Genomic DNA, 18,201 nt, shown 5'->3' on the forward strand with positions numbered 1-18,201 from the left:
CGCCCCGCGGTGTGTCAGTGGTCGTCCCTAGGCTCCCGGTCACGACCTGTTCCGCGACGCGAGGGGGATGACACGGTGCGCCGACCAGTCGACGGCGAAGTGCACGTGCACTACGGCCAGATCTACGTCGAGAGCGATCCCGACGCGTACGGCCCGGCACTCGATGAGGCGTTCGCCGGGCAGAGCGCCGGACTGTGCGGCGCCGCCGTACCGGGTGCCCTGTGGCTGCACACCGGGCTGCACACGGGCAGCGTCGGGTTCACCGTCGAAGTGCACGACCAGGCACCGCCCTTGGACGAGACGTGGGAGGACGTGGTCGAGGTGTCCTTCCGCCCGGTGTCGGACAGCAGCACGCTCATGGAGTGGGCGGGCGAGGCCTCCTGGGACCTCGGCCTGGAACAGACCGACTACCGGGTGCGCTACTGCGCCCGCGGCATGGACGCGGGACACCGGATGGACACCCGGCTCGACCGGCCCCAGGCCGACCGCTACCTCCTCCAGTTCTGGCCCGCCCCGCCCGCGCCGGACCGCGTCCTGAAGCAGACGTCGGCGATCGCGGCCTACTGGCACGCCTACGCCCGCGAGCAGCCGCCGGCCCCCACTCCGGCCGAACGCGCGGAGGCCGAACGCCGGGCCCGGCTGGCCCGGGAACGGGCCGAGGAGGAACGCCGGCTCGCCTACGACCGCTGGTACTGGGGCGGGGAGCTGCCCAGCCGGGCCCTGCGCGAAGCCGGCGGCAACGTACACGGGCTGCTGCCCTTCGACCCGGCCCTGGTGCACGCCATCGACGCCGCCGGACCCGCCGTCCAGCGGCGGGTGGCCGTGCTGGCGGCCCGCCGCGCCTGCGAGGCGGCCGGCCTGGCCGGTCTCGACTGGGTCGCCGGCGCGCTCGCGGCCCTCGCCGAGGACCGTCCGCTGCCGCCGCCCTTCGACGACGGGGACCGCATGTGGCAGGTCCTGAACTCCGACCCGCGCGTGCCCGACCGGACCGTCTGCGCGGCCGTCCCTCCCGAGCGACCGCCCTTCCGGCCGCCCACCCCGGCCGGCACCACGCTCGAGCCTGCGGCCGGTTCGTCGGACCTGGTGGGCTCTGGGGCGGCTGGTTCGTGGGATCTGGTGGGCTCTGGTGCGGCTGGTTTGTCGGATCCGGTGGGCCCGGGTGCGGCTGATTCGTCGGATCCGGTGGGCCCGGGTGCGGCTGATTCGTCGAATCTGGTGGGCTCTGGTGCGGCCGGTCCGCTGGATCTGGTGGGCCGTGATGCGGCCGGTCCGCCGGACTTGGTGGGCCCGGCAGCCGACGGTCCGCCGGAGCTGGTGGGCCCCGCAGCCGACGGTCCGAAGGACCCGGCAGCCGCCGGACCGTCGCACGTGGTGGGCCCCGCGGCCGCCTGCCTGCCGTCGACGGGCCCGCTCACCGACTGTGCGCCTGGCGGCACGGCACGCCTCGCCGTCGGCGGCGGACCCCGCCCGCCGCTGCGCCTGTCCCAGCCGCACATGGCCCTTCCCGCGGTGCTCGCGGCCGCCGTCGCCGACCCGCTCCGGGCGGCGCTGGACGCGGTCTTCGCGGCGGTGGTCACCTACGGGGACGACTACCCGGCTCTCCTCGAGGAGACGGCCGCGGCCCTTTCCCCGGCCGAGAGTCCGGGCGGAACGTCCTGACCGGCCGTCCCACCGGCGGCCGGCACGGCCGCGTTGTCAGTGCCATGTTCGACAATGCCGTCACAAAGGAGATCAACATCGCCCGCGCTGGGTAGGCGATCGTCAGTTCTCGCTGTGAAGGAAGGCCATCACTGATGCAGCCCGTCCCCGGCCCGGCACAGGCCCTCGTCGTCCTGCCGACCGCGCGCTCCAAGCAGGTCGCGCACCGGCGGCTCAGCCCCACGGGGGCCGACCTCGTGCGGATCGTCTCCGACCCCGGCACCCCCGTGTTCCTCACCGTGCACGCGGACGGGCGCCGCAGGTACAGCTACTGGCAGCCCTACGACCCCGGTACCGGCCGGGGGAGCTGCTACGTGGCCCTGCCCACCGAGGAATGCGACGCGCTGCACGCCGCCGGCCGCATCACGCTCGGCGAGCCCGTCGTCGACCCGGCCAGGACCACCTACCGCGTCCGGGCCGCCACCCGTACGCCGGCCGCCGCCGGCCGTACGCGCGCCACCACCGCCCGCACACCGGCCACGGCCGCCACCCGTACGGGGGCCGCCCAGGAGCGACCGGTGCGTCCTCGCGCGCAGCGCGCTCGCGCGGCATGAACCAGGTGTGCGCGCGGCCGGACACGACGGCGCGGCCCGGCCCTGTCGTGGGCCGGGCCGCGCGTGTGGTGTCGCGCGTGGATCAGCGGTGGCCGTGGCCGCCGCGGAACCTGCCCAGGAGACGCTGCGCCTGGGCCCGGCGCCGGGGATCGGCCGCCTGCCGCCGCGCCTGTTCCATCGTGCGCCGCCCCTGAGGACTCCGGGCGAACCGCTTGATGCGCTCCAGCATGCCTGGCATGACGCTCCTTTCCTCGGATGCCCGTACTTGACCCGCTACGCACCCGATTACCCGCCTGCGGGCGGCTCAGCCCTCTCATCCCGGCAAAGCTCACAGGCCGACGACCGGAAGCCTTGCGAGCGGCCCGGTTCACATGGCGCGACCGGGACACCGGCGTCACGATGGTGCTCTTTTCCTGCGGCGCGAACACACATGGGGTGGGGGCCCGTTGGGCGGCGCGCTGCCACGGTGCCGCCCGGCTGCGGGGCGGGTGTCCGCCGGCCCGGTCAGGCGCCGACGTAGGCCGCGAGGTGCTCCCCGGTGAGGGTGGAGCGGGCGGCGACCAGGTCGGCGGGCGTGCCCTCGAAGACGATCCGGCCACCGTCGTGACCGGCGCCCGGGCCCAGGTCGATGATCCAGTCGGCGTGCGCCATGACCGCCTGGTGGTGCTCGATGACGATGACCGACTTGCCGGAGTCGACGAGCCGGTCGAGCAGGCCGAGCAGCTGCTCCACGTCGGCGAGGTGCAGGCCGGTGGTCGGCTCGTCCAGGACGTACACCCCGCCCTTGTCGGCCATGTGCGTGGCCAGCTTCAGCCGCTGCCGCTCGCCGCCGGACAGCGTGGTGAGCGGCTGGCCGAGGGCCAGGTACCCGAGGCCGACGTCCGCCATCCGCCGCAGGATCCGGTGGGCCGCCGTCGTACGCGCCTCGCCGGAGCCGAAGAACTCCTCGGCCTCCGTCACCGGCATCGCCAGCACCTCGCTGATGTCCCGGCCGCCGAGCCGGTACTCCAGCACCGACGCCTGGAACCGCCTGCCCTCGCAGTCCTCGCAGGGGGTGGCCACCCCGGCCATCATCGCCAGGTCCGTGTAGAGGACGCCGGCGCCGTTGCAGGTCGGGCAGGCGCCCTCGGAGTTGGCGCTGAACAGCGCCGGCTTGACCCCGTTGGCCTTCGCGAACGCGCTGCGGATCGGGTCGAGCAGTCCCGTGTACGTCGCCGGGTTGCTGCGCCGCGAGCCGCGGATCGGCGTCTGGTCGACCGTCACCACACCCGCCCCGGCGGGGAGCGACCCGTGGATGAGCGAGCTCTTGCCCGAGCCGGCCACCCCGGTGACCACGCACAGCACACCGAGCGGGATGTCGACGTCGACGCCGCGCAGGTTGTGCGTCGTCGCGCCGCGGATCTCCAGCGTGCCGGTGGGCTTGCGCACCGACTCCTTCAGCGCGGCCCGGTCGTCGAGGTGGCGGCCGGTGACGGTGCCGCCGGCCCGCAGGCCCTCGACGGTGCCCTCGAAGCAGACGGTGCCGCCCGCCGTACCGGCGCCGGGGCCGAGGTCGACGACGTGGTCGGCGATCGCGATGACCTCCGGCTTGTGCTCCACGACGAGGACGGTGTTGCCCTTGTCCCGCAGGCGCAGCAGCAGGTCGTTCATCCGCTGGATGTCGTGCGGGTGCAGACCGGCGGTGGGCTCGTCGAAGACGTAGGTGACGTCGGTGAGCGAGGAGCCCAGGTGGCGGATCATCTTCACGCGCTGCGCCTCGCCGCCCGACAGCGTGCCCGAGGGCCGGTCCAGCGACAGGTAGCCGAGCCCGATCTCCGAGAACGAGTCGAGGGTCTGCTGCAGCGCGGTGAGCAGCGGCGCCACCGACGGCTCGGCCAGGCCGCGCACCCACTCGGCCAGGTCGCGGATCTCCATCGCGCACGCGTCGGCGATGCTGATGCCCTTGATCTTCGACGCCCGGGCGCCCTCGCTGAGCCGGGTGCCGTCGCACTCGGGGCAGGTGGTGAAGGTGACCGCCCGGTCCACGAACTCCCGGATGTGCGGCTGCATCGCCTCGCGGTCCTTGGCGAGCATCGACTTCCGGATCCGCGGGAGCAGACCCTCGTACGTCATGTTGATGCCCGCGATCTTCATCCGGGTCGGCTCGTGGTGGAGGAAGGCGTGCAGCTCCCTCTCGGTGAAGTCGCGGATGGGCTTGTCGGGGTCGAACAGGCCCGACTCCGTGTACAGGCGGTAGTTCCAGCCGCCCGCCTTGTAACCGGGGATGGTCAGCGCGCCCTCGTTCAGCGACTTGGAGTCGTCGTAGAGCCGGGTGAGGTCGAGGTCGGTGACCGTGCCGCGGCCCTCGCAGCGCGGACACATCCCGCCGGTGCGCGAGTACGTCGCCTTCACCGCCTTCTTGTTGCCGCGCTCGACGGTGATCGCACCGCTCGCCCGCACCGAGGCGGTGTTGAAGGAGTACGCGCTGGGCGGGCCGATGTGCGGCTGCCCGAGCCGGCTGAAGAGGATGCGCAGCATCGCGTTGGCGTCGGTGGCGGTGCCGACCGTGGAGCGCGGATCGCCCCCCATCCGCTGCTGGTCGACGATGATCGCGGTGGTCAGCCCCTCCAGGACGTCCACCTCGGGCCGCGCCAGCGTCGGCATGAAACCCTGCACGAAGGCGCTGTACGTCTCGTTGATCAGGCGCTGCGACTCGGCGGCGATCGTGTCGAAGACGAGCGAGCTCTTGCCCGAGCCGGAGACACCGGTGAACACCGTCAGCCGCCGCTTCGGGATCTCGATGCTGACGTCCTTGAGGTTGTTCTCGCGGGCGCCGTGCACACGGATCAGGTCGTGGCTGTCGGCAACGTGCGGGCCGGGCGCGTACGTGTCCGGTGTCGTGGCCATGCTCATCGTCTCTCCCTCGTCGCTGGAACGCCCCGTGGCCCGGCTCCGGCACCGGGCCGGCGATGCCCACGACGGCCACACTAGCCACGGCCCGGCGGCCCCCGCTTCTTCATTCCTGACCGGTCCGGGCGGAGCGGAAGGAGCCCCGGGGACCGGTGTCCCGGTGAGGAAGCCGGGCACCTGCACGCCATGGATTCCCGACCGCGCCGCACGTTGTCCGCGACGACCCTCGACGCCCCCGACGCCCCTCGGCTCGCGCGGACCGCACTACACCCGTCCGTGCCGGCCCGCCACGCCTGACGTCCTGTACGACCCGGCGGGCCACCCGTTCTGCCTCTTCCTGCCGGCCCGCCCGGGCCGGTGAGGGTCAGGCGATCGACGCCGAGATCACGGCGGACACGGCGAGGTTGCAGCACGCCGTCACCCACACGGCCGGGTGGGGCTCCGGCTCCACCAGCGTCGCCCCCAGCCGGCCCGGCGTGATCAGATCCACCACCAGGAACGCCACCGCCATCATCACCAGCCCCAGCACCCCGAACGCCGCGGTGGACGCCAGCCCTTTGCCGAAGTCGTCGTACGTCGTCCAGATCGACGTGAACACGATGCCGCCGATCCCGAGCAGCGCGGAGCTGAGCACCAGGGCGGCGTTGCGGTTGCGCTCCTGCCAGATCTGCCGGCCGAGCTTTCCGGGGGTGAGCACGTCGACCAGGACGATGCCGAGGACGAGCAGAACGAGGCCCAGGGCACCGTAGGCGGTGGCCCGGCCCAGTCCGTTGACGATGTCGGTCATGGTGGTGCCGGCTCCATGGGGGTGAGGGAGCACGCGTGGTTCGATCACGCGCGATCGTGGTCAAGACGAGGCAAAATGTAGCGCACCCGTTGGGCCCCTCACCGGCCCCGCCCGGCCCGCAACTCGCCCGCCCCGCAGCCGTGTTGCGCCTTGACCGGCTCCGGGGCGTCGCCGGGGGCCGGCGACGCCGACGGCCCGGCAGCGATCACACCGGCCATCACACCCGGGCTTCGCCGCGGGAAAACCGTTGGACAGGACGCGGTGCGGCCGCGAGCGTGGGGGGAATGCGACAGGAGGACATCTGGAACGCCGAGACGGCCCGGGAGTACGACACACCCGGCGCCGGCATGTTCGCCCCCGAGGTCGTGGGGCCGACCGTGGAGCGCCTCGCCGAACTCGCCGACGGGGGAGCGGCGTTGGAGTTCGCCATCGGGACCGGCCGGATCGCCGTCCCGCTCGCCGAGCGGGGTGTGCCCGTCACCGGCATCGAGTTGTCGCGGCCGATGGTGGAGCGGCTGCGCGCCAAGGCGGACGAGGCGACGATCCCCGTGATCATCGGCGACATGGCGACCACCGTGGCCCCGGGCACCTACAGTCTGGTCTACCTCGTCTTCAACACGATCTCCAACCTGCTCACCCAGGACGAGCAGGTCGCGTGCTTCCGCAACGCGGCCCGTCACCTCGCGCCCGGCGGCCGGTTCGTGGTCGAACTGTGGGTTCCCGAGCTGCGCAAGCTGCCCCCGGGCCAGACGGCCACCGTGTGGCACTGCGAACCCGGCTACATCGGCCTGGACACCTACGACGTGCTGCACCAGCAGGTCGTCTCGCACCACGTCCGGTTCGACGGGACCGGCTCCGCCCGGCTCGCCCGCAGCCCCCACCGCTACATCTGGCCGGCCGAACTCGACCTCATGGCGCGCCTCGCCGGATTCGCCCTGGAATCCAGGCACGCGGACTGGGTCGGTGCCGAGTTCACCGCCGAGTCACGCTCGCACGTGTCGGTCTACCGGCTCCCGGCGCGGCCCCCCGGCCGGCAGCCGCAGCCGCCCCTCACTTGTCCCGCGCCGTCAGGCGCCTGACCTGTGCGGCGGCCTCCTCGGCCCGGCGCCTGGCCTGCGTGACGCGCTGCCCGGCGTCCCGGGCTTGGCGCTGTGCCGCCCGTTCGGCGGCCCGCGCCCGCTGCTGCTCGTCCTTCACCCCGCGCAGTTCCTCGGCCAGCGCGTCGGCGCGCCGCTGCAGCCGCCCGGCCCGCTCGGCCGCCTCCTCGGCCTCGCGCCGGGCGCCCGCGGCCTCGTCCTCGCGCTCCCGCAGCTCCCGCTCGGCGTCCTTCGCGGCCGTCCGGGCCCGGTCGAGCTGCCGCCGCCGCTCCTCGCCGCGGGTGTCGCGGCGGGCGGCGGGCGCGGCACGGTCCGGCGGCGGCGCGGCAGGCGCCCGGGACGGCACCGCCGTAGGAGCTGCCGCGGGGAAGCCGACGGCGGCGCTGAGCGGCCTGACCAGGCGGCCGCCGGCCCACTCCCGGGCAGCGTCGGGATCGGCCAGGACGGCGTGCAGGGTGGCCTCGACCTCGTGCTGGACCTCGTCGCCCACCGGATGGCCGGACCGGGCCGCCAGCTGCCGCGCCCGCCGCGACAGCTCGGTGATCAGGGCGTGCTGCCGGCGGCTGAGCTCGCGCAGCTGCGCGCCGTCCAGGTCATGGTGGGCCTGGCGCAGTCCCTCCCCGAGGCGGAGCAGCGCCTGCGCCTCGCGGGGCTGCTCGCGCACCAGCAGGTTGCTGGCCCAGGCCGACAGGCTGGGCCGGCGCAGAGCGCCGATCCGCTCGGCGAGAGCACGGTCCCCGGCCGTGCGGGCGGCCGCCGCGCGGACGTTGCGGGCGGCCGTGAAGTCCTCCGGCCGCAGCGCGTACAGGTCGTCGGCGACCGTGTCGAAGTCCTCGGTGGCCACGAGCGTCCCTCCTCACGCACAGCAGGCCCGTACCGATCTTCCCAGACCGGGACGGAGCGGGCGCGCCGGACGGCGCAGCACAGCGAGCGCCCCCTGCCCACGGGCGGCAGGCTGATGCCATGGCCGGTGCGCACCCCATCGTGATCTACCCGCCCGCCGAGGACGGCGGCCGGCGGGTCCGCGTCGACGGCCGGTTCGTCGGGCTGGCGTACGGGCTGCTGGACATCGTCGAGTTCCTGCGCCTGGCGGGACTGGACGACGTCGACGACGACTGGGTGCGGCACTCGGCGCTGATCGAGTGGCGGGGCGGCGGCCCCGACGCGTGGGAGCACTGAGCGCGAGCCTCGCCCGCCCGGCACGGCGCAGCGGTACACCGAGCAGGCCGCCGCCGGTGAGCCTGCGGTGCACCGCCTGCCCCTGGTGGCTGCCTGAAGGCAGACATCGAGCGTGCCCGCGCAGAGCTTTTGGAGCTCATGGAGCCGGGCGCGCTGGACGCGGACCCGGTCCTGGCGGCGTCCGCGCTCGCCTTCACCGCGCTCCAGGCCGTGGAGCAGGCCCTGCCGGAGTACCGCAGCAGCGCCCTCGGACGGGTCGGACGGACCGAGGAAGCCGAGGCGGAGGCCCGGCGGGCGTACAAGACCGAGCAGAACCGCCGCTGGTACAAGCACAGCCCGGTGCGGACGCCGTCGCGGCGGCGACGAAGACCGCCGACGCGGCCCGGGAGCGCACCGCGCGGTACCTGCTGGCGACGCGGCTGGAGCAGCTGCGCGAGCGGGCGGCCGCCCAGACCGAGGCGGCCGTGCCCGCGCCGTGGAAGGACCGGCTCACCGGGCTCGCCGCCCGCCCGCTTGGCTCTGTTCACGAGAACCGACAGCAGATGTTCACCACTTCGGAAGGCGCGGCAGGCGGTCACAACGCGTCAGGTGCACTCTTCTGGGCGGGATCCTTGGATGCCGGATGATCCGGACCGCCGGACGGGTCGGCGGCACGCAGCGCCGCTTCGACTCGGCGGTTGTTGGTCATGGATGCTGTGACGGCCGTCATCGCCAGGAGGAGAACGGCGGCGGCGTAGAGCGGGGTGCGGATGTCGTAGGTGGTGGCCAGCCAGCCGCCGAGGAAGGCCCCGATGGGGGCGGCGCACATGGCCAGCATGCGGGAGGTGGAGGCGACCCGGCCCATGAAGTGGGCCGGGACGATCGCCTGCCGGAGGGAGGGCCCGAGCACCATCGTGGCGCCCATGCCGGCCCCGCAGACGGCAAGCGCCAGACCGGCCACGTACGGGTTCGAGGCAGCGGCAAGGCCCAGGACGGCAAGCCCTTCGACTGCGGCCGTGCAGGTCAGCGCTGTGCCGGTGCCGAATCGTCGGCCGAGGCAGGAGGCGACGCCTGCACCGAGCAGACCGCCGGTGGCCTCCGCTGCGAGGAGCAGGCCGAAGCCGTAGGTGTCGATGCCGAGACGCTCGTGCGCGAAGAGAGCCAGAACGGTCTCCACAGCGAGGAAGGCGACGTTCCCGACCGCCGGGCGGAGCGCGAGCCCGAGCAGCAACCGGTCCCGGAAGACGTACGAGGCCCCGGCCCGCGCCTGCCGAAGCAGCGACTCGCGGACCTCCGGCACCGGCCGGGGCATGGCGGGAAGCGACCGTACGAGCAGTGCGGAGAGCATGAACGACACCCCGTCGGCGAGCAGCGGAACCGCTCGCCCGAGCGCGAGCAGCGCACTTCCCGCAGGCGGCCCCGCGAAGCCGGACATGACGGTCTGGGCACCGCGCAGGCGAGAGTTGGCTCGCTCCAAGAGTGCAGGGTCGCGGCATAGCAGATCCGGCAGATAGGCCGTGGCGGCCGTGTCGAAGAAGAGTCCGCCGAGGCCGAGCAGGAAGGCGACGGCCGCGAGCAGCGGAATGCTCAAGCTGTCGAGCGCGGCCGCCGCCGCCACTATCGCGAGCAGCACCGCGCGCGCCGCGTCCATGACCCACATCGTGCGCCGACGGTCCCAGCGGTCCACCAGCGCACCGCCGAGCACCCCGAAGAGCAGCCACGGCAGCGTCCCGGCGGCCGTGACGACGGCGAGCGCCATCGGATCCCGCGTCAACGTCAACGCGAGAAGCGGCAGCGCGGCATGCGACACCCCGTCACCGAGCGAGGACACCGTCTGCGCAGTCCACAGCCGTCCGAACCCGGTCGGCAACTTCCGGACGTCTGAGGTCACTTGGCGCCTCCCTCAGCCTGCTCGCGCGGTGCCGGATGAAAGAGTGCGAAGACGAGTGACGCGTCCGGCAGCGACGGATCGGACAGCTTCCGGTACTCGTCCGCCAGTGCCTGCAGCCGCGCCCCCAGCTCCGCGAACTGCTCATCGGTGAGCCGCAGATGCGCCATCCGTACGTGCCGCTCGCCATCCACCGGCGACGCCTCCAGGTCCGCCACCGCATGCCGCATCAGCACATCCGGCCCTCCCTCGCCCGGATCCGGCAGCACGATCGACCGCGCGGCCATCGCGTAGTACCGCTCGGTGACACCCCGCACCTTCCGCGTCCGCACCACCTTCACCAGGCCGGCCCGCTCCAGCAGCCGCACGTGATAGCTGGAACTCCCCTTCGCAAGGCCTACCCGCTCGGCGATCTGCGTGATCGTCGCCGGCTCGAAGCGGAGCACGGCCATGATCCGGTGACGTGTGAGATTGGAGACGGCGCGCAGATGCTCGTCCGTGGTGACGTGAAACGTCTCGGGAAGATCATCGGTAGGCATGCCCGCAATGGTCAACGATTCTTGACCATTGAGCAAGGGGATTTCGCGCGGACCTTCAGAATCCGCTGTCCGGCGCGAGGCCTTTTGTCTAAGCCCTCACCCGCTGCCGATCCCGGCAGCTGTGGCAGATCAGACCAAGATCAATCTCAGCGGCCCTTTCCGTACCTCACATGCCTCGGCAGAAATCGAACGACCACTGGCCGTCGTGCCTCCCGAAGTGGTGAACATCTGCTGTCGGTACGAGTCATCGCTCTGGGTGCGGCACTGCTTGTGACCAGGTCCCGGCGCGATCCCGCAGCCCGGGCACACGCCGACGCCGTGCACGGCAGCCAGCCCCGGTCTGCCGGCCACGACAGTCGCAGCGATCCGGTCAGGGCAGGATCTTGATCGTGCTTTGCCAGTTCAGCTCGAGGGGCTGCTGGATGGCGATGTGCAGAAATCCCATCGCCTCCAGCTCCCGAGCTCTGCGCAGGGGTCCGACGTCGAACGGGCGCATCCCGCCGGAGCGGACGAATTCCGCGATCTTGTCCTTGGCGGCCGAGTCGTCTCCGGCGATCAGGACGTCGAGCGGGAAGTCATGGCCCTCGCCTGTCGTCAGCGGACCGGCGAAGGTGGTGTTGAACGCTTTGACCACCTTCACGTCCGTGCCGACGATCTGCTGGATCTCCTCGGCAGCCGAGCTGTCCGGGGGTGTCAGGCGCCCGTCCATGGTCGAGGCGTCGATGGGGTTGCAGATGTCCACCAGGACCTGCCCGGCCAGTGCGGCCCCGGCTGATCCGGCGACCCGCAATGCCGCGTCGTACCACAGTGCGAGCACGGTGACGTCGGCCGCCTCCACCGAGGCGGCCCAGTCGCTCTCGCCGTCGGGGAACCGCTGCTTGAGCTCCTCGGCCAGTGCCCGTGCGGGGTCGGCGTCGGGGTGGACCAGGCACACGCCGTGGCCGCCGGCTAGGGCACGGGTGGCGATGGCGCGGCCCATGTTGCCGGGGCCCACAATGTTGATCTTCACGACTGTTGCCTTCCGGTTCGGCGGAGCGTACGACTGTCCGGGTCGGATCCCGCCTGGCGCTGAGCGATGTCGGCGACGATGCGGCGGAACTTCTTCTCGGTCAGGGGGTAGGTCGCCATGACGGCGATCGCGGGAATGGTGACCAGCGCCGGAACGGCCCCGGCGGCGATTCTGATGGCCGTGACGGCGCTGTCGCCCTGGGTGGCGGCGCCGGATACGTAGCCACCGAGGCCGATGATGTAGGCCGCGGCGGCGGCCCCGATGGCCTGCCCGAATTTGCGGCTGAGGGAGAGGACCGAGTAGGTGGCGCCTTCGGCGCGCACGCCGGTTTTCCATTCCCCGTACTCGACGGTGTCGGCGACCAGCGCCCAGATCAGGGTGTTGATGGCACCGATCCCGATACCGAGGATGCCGAAACCGACGAAGGCGATGGCGGGGACGGACCCGGGTGCGAGGGCGGTGAGGACGCCGCCCAGCACCGTGATGGTTCCGCCTGCGAGATACGAGGTCCGTTTGCCGATCCGGCTCACCGCGGTGGGAATGACCAGAGTGGCCAGGAGCATGCCGACGACCTGCACGGCGACGAGGACGATGTAGAGGCCGGCGTTGTCGAGTACGTACCGGGCGTAGTAGATGGCGGTGGTCTCCAGGGCGAACATGCCGCACAGGAACAGCATGCTGGACAGGCCCAGCCGGAGCAGCGGCTTGTTCTGCTTCACGGTGTCCCACGCCTGGCGCAGGCTGACCTTCTCGACCTCACGCTGCACCCGCTCCTTGGCGGTGGAGAAGGTGAACGCGTACAGCGCCATGCCGATCACCACCAGCCCCAGGGTGGTGATCGTCAGGGACCGCTGGAGGTCGTCGGAGTTGGCGATCTGCGGTGAGACGACGACGGCCAGCAGCAGGATGACCAGGTTGGTGGCGAGGGCCCGGGCGCTGGAGAGGCGGGAACGCTCGTCGGGATCCTGGGTCATGGCCGTGGCCAGGGAGCCGTAGGGGATGTTGACCAGGCCGTAGGCGAAGGAGAACAGCGCGTAGGAGAGGTAGGCGTACACGAGTGCGCTGCCCTGGCTCAGTCCGCCCGGTACGGAGAAGAGCACGACGAGCAGCAGGAGCAGGGGAGCCGAGGCGAACAGCAGGTAGGGGCGGTATCGGCCCCAACGGGTGGAGGTGCGGTCGACGATGCGGCCGGCGATCACGTCGCCGATCCCGTCCCAGGCCCGCACGATCAGGAAGAGCGTTCCCGCCGTGGTGGCGGAGATCCCGACGACGTCGGTGTAGTACAGGAGCAGGAACATCGACGCCATGGAGAAGGCCAGGTTGTTGGCGAAGTCTCCGGCGCCGTAGCCGATGTACTGGACGGTGCGCAGCTTGGGGACCTGGTCGGCCGGCCGGGTGGTCATCGGCGTGCCTGCCAGCGTTCGCGCAGCTGCCAGGCGCTGGTCTTGGGTCTGCGGTCGCGGGTGAACACGCCCTTTTTGTTGCCGTCGACCCGCAGCAGGCCCGGGGCGGTGGCGAAGTCGGCGAAGTTCCAGATCTGCTCGCCGACGACCGCTTCGACGCGGTCGAAGACGCGGTGGTACATCGCGAGCACGTCGGCCTGGTAGTCCTCGGTCCACGGAGTGGACATGAGGGTGCGCAGGCCCATGAGCGTGTCCGCGCCGTATTCGGTCATGATGATCGGCTTGTCGTGCTTGCGGGTCCAGGCCCGGAGCTCGTCTTCCAGGTTCCGCTCGGCCGCCGCGAGGTTGCCGAGGTCCTTGTACCAGCCGTAGTAGCGGTTGAGCATGAGGACGTCGAACAGGCCGGAGATGACGTCGTTGTCCGGGGTGGCGCTCATGAAGTTGGCGAAGGCCAGCGGGCGGGAGGGATCCAGGCGCCGGGCGTGGTCGACCAGCGGCTCGAAGTAGGAGCGGGAGGCGGTCGTGGTGGACTCCGGCTCGTTGGCGATGCTCCACAGCACCACACTGGGATGGTTCTTGTCCCGGGCGATCATCTCGCCGATCGCCCGGCGATGGACCTCCTGCGTGGCGGTGTTGATGGTGTGTTCGGAGAACGTGGAGAACACCGCCTCGGCGAGCGTGGCGCCGAGTTCGGCGTTGAGTCCGACCGCGGCGGTTTCGCCGATGACCACGATGCCGTGCCGGTCCGCGTACTCGAGGACCTCCTCCGCGTAGGGGTAGTGCGAGGTGCGGAAGGAGTTCGCGCCGAGCCATTCCATCAGCGCGAAGTCGTGGACCATGAAGGCGTCGTCGTGGCCCTTGCCGCGGACCGGGCTGTCCTCGTGCTTGCCGAATCCCGTGAAGTAGAACGGCTCTCCGTTGATGAGGAACCGGCTGCCCTCGACCGCCACGGTCCGCACCCCCACCGGCAGCGCGTACGCGTCGCCCGGTTCGTCACCGGCGCCTCGCAGTTCGGCGTGCAGGTGGTAGAGGTATCCCTCTCCCGGTCGCCACGGGTGCACGTCCTCGACGGTGAGCCTCCCGGTGGCGCCGGCGGCCCGCGCGACCTCGACGCCGTCGGCGTCCTTGAGGACGACGCGGACGTCCTGTTCCTCGTTGCCGACTGCTTGGACCTGGTAGTCGATGGTCCCGGTCGCCCCGTCGAGCCGGGTGACGACGGTGATGTCGCCGATGTGGGTGCGGGGTGTCGTGTAGAGCCAGACGCTGCGGTGCAGGCCGGCGTAGTTGAAGAAGTCGTGGAAGTAGCGCTGGCGCGGGCCGTCGGGGGTCTGCTCGACGTAGCCGGGCGGGATCGACTGCCACGACAGCCTGTTGTCCACCACGACCGTCACCCGGTGCTCGGCGCCCGGTGTCACCACATCGGTGAGGTCCGCCTCGAACGGCGTGTAGCCGCCCTCGTGTGCCGCGACCTCGGTGTCGTCGACCCAGACCACCGCCCGGTGGGTCGCGGAGTCCAGACGCAGCACGATCCGCTGCCCCTCCCACCGTGCCGGGATCCGGATCGCCCTCTGGTACCAGACGTCACCCACATGGTCATGGACGGCCGGGTCCGGGAACAGGTCGTTGTAGCTGGCCGGTACGGGCGCCTCCCGCCTGCCGGGCAGGGGACGGCGCCACCAGCCGTCAGCCCGGCCGGCACCGTCGGTGTCGACGGCGAACCGCCACAGGCCGTTGAGCGAGGTGCGCTCGCGGGTGGGTGTCTCGCGTGGCCTGAGCATGGCCGCTCCTCATCTCGTGGCGTCGGTGCGGCGCGGCACGTGCGAGGTGGCCGCCGCGACGATCAGCTCCACGCACGCGTCCTCAGGGAAGGCGGTGGCGTCGATCACGAGGTGGTACAGGGCCGGATCATCCCCGTCGGCGCCGTAGGCCCTCCTGACGTACTCCCGTCGCGCCCAGTCGTTGGCCTTCACGCGCCGCTCTGCAGTGGCGCGATCGACTCCTTCGGCCTGCGCGGCCCGCGTGATACGGGCCTGAAGGGGACCGCCCAGATACACGTGCAGCGCGTGGGGGACCTCGCGCAGCACGATCGCGCCGGCGCGCCCCAGCACCACGCCCCCGGAGCGGGCGGAACCGGCCATGAAGCGCCGGATCTCCGCGCGCATCTCGCCCTCTTCCAGGAGCCAGCGTTCCTGGGCCGGGCCGGCGGTCAGGCTGGGCGCCCTGGCCAGCGTCGCCAGCAGCCGTTGCCCGCGGCTGACCGGCCGCTCGTCGGCGGCGGCGACGACCTCCTCGGGCATGCCGGTCTGCGCGGCGACCGTGGCGGGAATGGCACGATCGAGGAAGGCCACGCCGAGCCGCCGCGCCACCTCCGGCCCGATGACGACGCCGCCCGTGCCGTACAGCGCGGCGAGCGTCACCACCGCAGGGGGCCGCTGCGGTTCCGAACCTGCGGACTCAAGATCGGGCATACTGGAAATTCTTCACAAACCGACAGCAGCTCGCTACTCAGCCGGAATGGTCGGCCAACCAGCGTCTTGGGCTGTGGGGTGCTGTCGATGCCGTCGCACAGGGAGCCGGCAAGTGATCAAGACGTTGGTGCTGCTCGGTGCGACCGGTGACCTCGCCGGCCGGTATCTGCTGCCCGCCCTTGCCGTACTGCGTGCCGCGCAGCGGCTTCCCGACGACTTCCAGGTCCTCGCGGCCGCCCGGCAGGACCTGGGCGAGGAGGCCTTCCGGCGCAGGGCCGCGGAAAGCCTCGAGCGTCACGCGCCGCTGGTGCCGGCCGCGACCCGCGAGGACGTCGTCCGCCGTGTGCGCTACCGGCGAACCGAGATGACCGACCCCGCGAGCATCAGCAGCCTGCTGTCCGGCGTCCGGCAGCCGGTGGCGGTCTACCTGGCCCTGCCCCCCGGCCTGTACACGGCGGTGGTGACCACACTCGGCACGACCGGGCTTCCCGCGGGAAGCCGTATCGCACTGGAGAAGCCCTTCGGCGAGGACCTCGACAGCGCCGTGGCCCTCAACCGGCTCCTCGCCCAGGTGGCCGGCACCGCCGGAGAACAGACCGTGTTCCGCGTCGACCACGTCCTCGGGCTCCCGACCGTCCAGAACCTGCTCGCGCTGCGCCTGGCCAACCGGGTCCTGGAACCCGTATGGAACAGCCGGCACATCGAACAGATCGACATCCTGTGGGAGGAGGACCTGGCCCTGGAAGGCCGGGCCGGGTACTTCGACCGTTCCGGCACCCTGCGGGACGTGATGCAGAACCACATGCTGCAGGTGCTGTCCCTGATCGCGATGGACCTGCCGGCCTGTCTCGACGAGCAGGCGGTGCGGGATCGCAAGGTCGACGCCCTGCGCTCAGTGCGCCGCCTGAGCCGCGAAGAGGCAGCGTCCCGGACACGCCGCGCCCGCTACGCCACCGGGTGGCTCCCCGGTCCCGCGGGCGGTGCAGGACGCGCCGTTCCCGCGTACCGGGACGAGGACGGTGTCGACGCGGACCGCAGTACCGAGACCTTCGCCGAGGTCGTGCTGGACCTCGACAGCGAGCGGTGGGCGGGCACCCGTTTCCTGCTCAGGGCCGGCAAGGCGCTGCACCGCCGCCGCAAGCAGGTCACGGTCCTCTTCCGGCCGGCCGAGCACCCTTTGCCCCTGAGAGCCCCGGCCAACGAGCTGCGGATCGGCCTCGACGGCCCCGATGAGCTCGCTCTGCACCTGACCGGCGCAGTGTCCCTGGATCCGCTGACCCCTGCGCCTGTCACGTTGGCCGCGCCGCCTCCCCCGGCCGACCTGCCGGCCTACGGCCATGTGCTGCTGGACCTCCTCTCCGGCGGCAGCGCGCTGTCCGTCCGCGGCGACGAGGCCGAAGCGGCCTGGCACGTGGTGACGCCCGTCCTGGACGCCTGGAACGCCGGACTGGTCCCTCTGGAGGAATACGCGGCGGGAAGCGCAGGCCCGCCCTGACGCCCGACCGGTATCACCGGTGGTCAACGCCGACGCCTGAGGCCCGCCAGCGTGCGTCGCAGACGGCTCGGCATCGCAGGGTGCGGCAGGCCGAGCAGGTGAGAGTCGTCCGGCGGTGCGGCCGCCCGCAGCTCGCCGCCGCCCCGCTGGAGAACGGCGGAGGCTTCGGCGGGGTCGGCCCCGGCGAAGACCAGGATGTCCAGACAGAGGAAGCGCACGCCGGCTTCCGCTGCTTCGCGCGTCACATGCGGCGCCGGGGCCTGGCCGGCCCGGCGGGCCACGGTCACGGCCCGGTCCACCGCGCGCTGGCGGATCCGGTGACTGCCCAGATCGGTCGAGAGGTCGGCGAGCGCTCCGGCCAGCTCCCGCACCGCTTGCGCGAGCCTGCCCTGCCCGGGCGGGTCCGCGCCGGCCGCTGTGCGCATGAGCATCAGACAGCTGGCTCCGAGCAGCTGCACCTGGACCGCCTCCCCACTCGTCCGCGTGACGGCGGGCCGCCGGTGCCGCCAGATCAGCGAATGACCGGCGACCCGTACGCCGGCCGGTCCGGCCCTGCCCACCTCGGCCAGATGCTCCCGCACCCCCGACATGCACCTGATGAGCCCCGCGTGCCGCTCCTCGTCGTACGTCCCCTCCTCCATCGCCTCAGCCGCCAGCCGAAGCCCATCGGCCATGATCGCCAGCGCCGCCCTCTCCGCGCGGCGCACCAGGGCCAGCGGCTCGGGGGTGAACAGAACCTGCGTGAACACCAGCGCCACCCCGGCACCGATCAGCGCATCGACCAGGCGGTTCCAGCCGGCCTCGCCATCGGCCGCCGCAATGGTCAGGATCGCCCCGGCGGCGGCCTGGACCCTCATCAGGCGATGGGCTCCCGCGGCCTGGGCGACGACCAGCGCGACGAACGTGGCCAGCGCCAGCCGCCCCCAGCCTCCGCCGAGTACCGCGATGGTGAGTTCTCCGACCACGATGCCGATGCACACCCCGAACACCAGCCGCAGGGCGTTCAGACCTCGCTCGCCGCGGCCGAAACTGAGAGCGACCACTGCCGCGATCGGAGCAAAGAACGGGGCATCGTGATCACCGATCCACAGGGCGATCACCCAGGCCACCGTGGCCGCAGCCGCCGCTTGCGCCAACGGCCAGATCTCGGTGAGCCACCTCCGCAACGCTGCTGCCGTGCGCGAACGGGCCATACGGCGATCTCCTGATTCAGGCA

The 18,201-nt window shown here is 72.1% G+C and carries 16 protein-coding genes; 5 read left to right on the forward strand and 11 right to left on the reverse strand.

Annotation, left to right across the window (positions count from 1 at the left end; all coding sequences use genetic code 11):
* Positions 1 to 75 precede the first annotated feature (75 nt).
* Positions 76 to 1,659, forward strand: coding sequence for a hypothetical protein (locus AB0K80_RS32270; RefSeq protein ID WP_365675828.1), 1,584 nt, complete (start codon positions 76 to 78; stop codon positions 1,657 to 1,659).
* Between the two features lie 134 nt (positions 1,660 to 1,793).
* Entirely contained in the window at positions 1,794 to 2,252 is a 459-nt protein-coding gene (locus AB0K80_RS32275; RefSeq protein ID WP_365675830.1) for a hypothetical protein, read from the forward strand.
* A gap of 82 nt (positions 2,253 to 2,334) precedes the next feature.
* On the opposite strand, the gene AB0K80_RS32280 is transcribed toward AB0K80_RS32275, so the two are convergent.
* From AB0K80_RS32280 to AB0K80_RS32290, 3 genes are all read right to left on the reverse strand, one after another.
* Positions 2,335 to 2,490: a hypothetical protein gene (locus AB0K80_RS32280; protein WP_365675832.1), complete on the reverse strand. Its 156-nt coding sequence runs from the start codon at positions 2,488 to 2,490 to the stop codon at positions 2,335 to 2,337.
* Positions 2,491 to 2,756: 266 nt separating this feature from the next.
* Positions 2,757 to 5,144 (reverse strand): excinuclease ABC subunit UvrA, encoded by a 2,388-nt coding sequence (locus tag AB0K80_RS32285; RefSeq protein ID WP_365675834.1) that lies wholly within the window; start codon positions 5,142 to 5,144, stop codon positions 2,757 to 2,759.
* A gap of 361 nt (positions 5,145 to 5,505) precedes the next feature.
* Positions 5,506 to 5,928, reverse strand: coding sequence for a DUF350 domain-containing protein (locus tag AB0K80_RS32290; protein ID WP_365675835.1), 423 nt, complete (start codon positions 5,926 to 5,928; stop codon positions 5,506 to 5,508).
* Between the two features lie 284 nt (positions 5,929 to 6,212).
* Between AB0K80_RS32290 and AB0K80_RS32295 the strand changes: the two genes are divergently transcribed.
* Positions 6,213 to 7,007 carry a class I SAM-dependent methyltransferase gene (locus AB0K80_RS32295; RefSeq protein ID WP_365675837.1) on the forward strand — a complete coding sequence of 265 codons (795 nt, stop codon included), beginning with the start codon at positions 6,213 to 6,215 and terminating at the stop codon, positions 7,005 to 7,007.
* Here the strand turns inward: AB0K80_RS32295 and AB0K80_RS32300 are convergent.
* On the reverse strand, positions 6,979 to 7,869 hold the full coding sequence (locus tag AB0K80_RS32300) for a hypothetical protein (RefSeq protein WP_365675839.1): 891 nt from the start codon (positions 7,867 to 7,869) through the stop codon (positions 6,979 to 6,981). The two genes, AB0K80_RS32295 and AB0K80_RS32300, sit on opposite strands and share 29 nt — an antisense overlap.
* Positions 7,870 to 7,988: 119 nt before the next feature.
* On the opposite strand from AB0K80_RS32300, the gene AB0K80_RS32305 reads away from it, so the two are divergent.
* The gene (locus AB0K80_RS32305) at positions 7,989 to 8,204 is read left to right on the forward strand and encodes a hypothetical protein (protein WP_365675840.1); all 216 of its coding nucleotides are present in this window, start codon (positions 7,989 to 7,991) and stop codon (positions 8,202 to 8,204) included.
* A gap of 574 nt (positions 8,205 to 8,778) precedes the next feature.
* On the opposite strand, the gene AB0K80_RS32310 is transcribed toward AB0K80_RS32305, so the two are convergent.
* From AB0K80_RS32310 to AB0K80_RS32335, 6 genes are all read right to left on the reverse strand, one after another.
* Positions 8,779 to 10,074: an MFS transporter gene (locus tag AB0K80_RS32310; RefSeq protein ID WP_365675842.1), complete on the reverse strand. Its 1,296-nt coding sequence runs from the start codon at positions 10,072 to 10,074 to the stop codon at positions 8,779 to 8,781.
* Positions 10,071 to 10,610: a winged helix-turn-helix domain-containing protein gene (locus AB0K80_RS32315; protein ID WP_365675844.1), complete on the reverse strand. Its 540-nt coding sequence runs from the start codon at positions 10,608 to 10,610 to the stop codon at positions 10,071 to 10,073. Before AB0K80_RS32315 ends, AB0K80_RS32310 begins: the two co-directional genes overlap by 4 nt.
* Positions 10,611 to 10,980: 370 nt before the next feature.
* Positions 10,981 to 11,619, reverse strand: a complete 639-nt coding sequence (locus tag AB0K80_RS32320; protein WP_365675845.1) for an NAD(P)-binding domain-containing protein — start codon at positions 11,617 to 11,619, stop codon at positions 10,981 to 10,983.
* On the reverse strand, positions 11,616 to 13,022 hold the full coding sequence (locus AB0K80_RS32325; RefSeq protein ID WP_365675847.1) for a glycoside-pentoside-hexuronide (GPH):cation symporter: 1,407 nt from the start codon (positions 13,020 to 13,022) through the stop codon (positions 11,616 to 11,618). The genes AB0K80_RS32320 and AB0K80_RS32325 overlap by 4 nt, the downstream gene beginning before the upstream one ends.
* Positions 13,019 to 14,800, reverse strand: a complete 1,782-nt coding sequence (gene uidA / locus AB0K80_RS32330; protein ID WP_365675849.1) for a beta-glucuronidase — start codon at positions 14,798 to 14,800, stop codon at positions 13,019 to 13,021. The genes AB0K80_RS32325 and uidA overlap by 4 nt, the downstream gene beginning before the upstream one ends.
* 9 nt (positions 14,801 to 14,809) lie before the next feature.
* Complete coding sequence (locus AB0K80_RS32335) at positions 14,810 to 15,490, reverse strand: cytidylate kinase-like family protein (RefSeq protein ID WP_365675850.1); 681 nt, start codon at positions 15,488 to 15,490, stop codon at positions 14,810 to 14,812.
* Positions 15,491 to 15,602: 112 nt separating this feature from the next.
* Here AB0K80_RS32335 and AB0K80_RS32340 point away from each other — a divergent pair, with 112 nt between their 5' ends.
* Positions 15,603 to 16,985 carry a glucose-6-phosphate dehydrogenase gene (locus AB0K80_RS32340; protein WP_365675852.1) on the forward strand — a complete coding sequence of 461 codons (1,383 nt, stop codon included), beginning with the start codon at positions 15,603 to 15,605 and terminating at the stop codon, positions 16,983 to 16,985.
* Between the two features lie 23 nt (positions 16,986 to 17,008).
* On the opposite strand, the gene AB0K80_RS32345 is transcribed toward AB0K80_RS32340, so the two are convergent.
* Complete coding sequence (locus AB0K80_RS32345) at positions 17,009 to 18,178, reverse strand: FUSC family protein (RefSeq protein WP_365675854.1); 1,170 nt, start codon at positions 18,176 to 18,178, stop codon at positions 17,009 to 17,011.
* Positions 18,179 to 18,201: the final 23 nt, after the last annotated feature.

This window comes from Streptomyces sp. NPDC052682 (genome assembly GCF_040678435.1).
Lineage (GTDB): Bacteria > Actinomycetota > Actinomycetes > Streptomycetales > Streptomycetaceae > Streptomyces.

Bases quoted from the DNA above. Each gene is read 5' to 3' on its own strand.
- AB0K80_RS32275 (WP_365675830.1), top strand. From the start codon at position 1,794: ATGCAGCCCGTCCCCGGCCCGGCACAGGCCCTCGTCGTCCTGCCGACC.
- AB0K80_RS32280 (WP_365675832.1), bottom strand. From the start codon at position 2,490: ATGCCAGGCATGCTGGAGCGCATCAAGCGGTTCGCCCGGAGTCCTCAG.
- AB0K80_RS32285 (WP_365675834.1), bottom strand. From the start codon at position 5,144: ATGAGCATGGCCACGACACCGGACACGTACGCGCCCGGCCCGCACGTT.
- AB0K80_RS32290 (WP_365675835.1), bottom strand. From the start codon at position 5,928: ATGACCGACATCGTCAACGGACTGGGCCGGGCCACCGCCTACGGTGCC.
- AB0K80_RS32295 (WP_365675837.1), top strand. From the start codon at position 6,213: ATGCGACAGGAGGACATCTGGAACGCCGAGACGGCCCGGGAGTACGAC.
- AB0K80_RS32305 (WP_365675840.1), top strand. From the start codon at position 7,989: ATGGCCGGTGCGCACCCCATCGTGATCTACCCGCCCGCCGAGGACGGC.
- AB0K80_RS32315 (WP_365675844.1), bottom strand. From the start codon at position 10,610: ATGCCTACCGATGATCTTCCCGAGACGTTTCACGTCACCACGGACGAG.
- AB0K80_RS32325 (WP_365675847.1), bottom strand. From the start codon at position 13,022: ATGACCACCCGGCCGGCCGACCAGGTCCCCAAGCTGCGCACCGTCCAG.
- uidA (WP_365675849.1), bottom strand. From the start codon at position 14,800: ATGCTCAGGCCACGCGAGACACCCACCCGCGAGCGCACCTCGCTCAAC.
- AB0K80_RS32335 (WP_365675850.1), bottom strand. From the start codon at position 15,490: ATGCCCGATCTTGAGTCCGCAGGTTCGGAACCGCAGCGGCCCCCTGCG.
- AB0K80_RS32345 (WP_365675854.1), bottom strand. From the start codon at position 18,178: ATGGCCCGTTCGCGCACGGCAGCAGCGTTGCGGAGGTGGCTCACCGAG.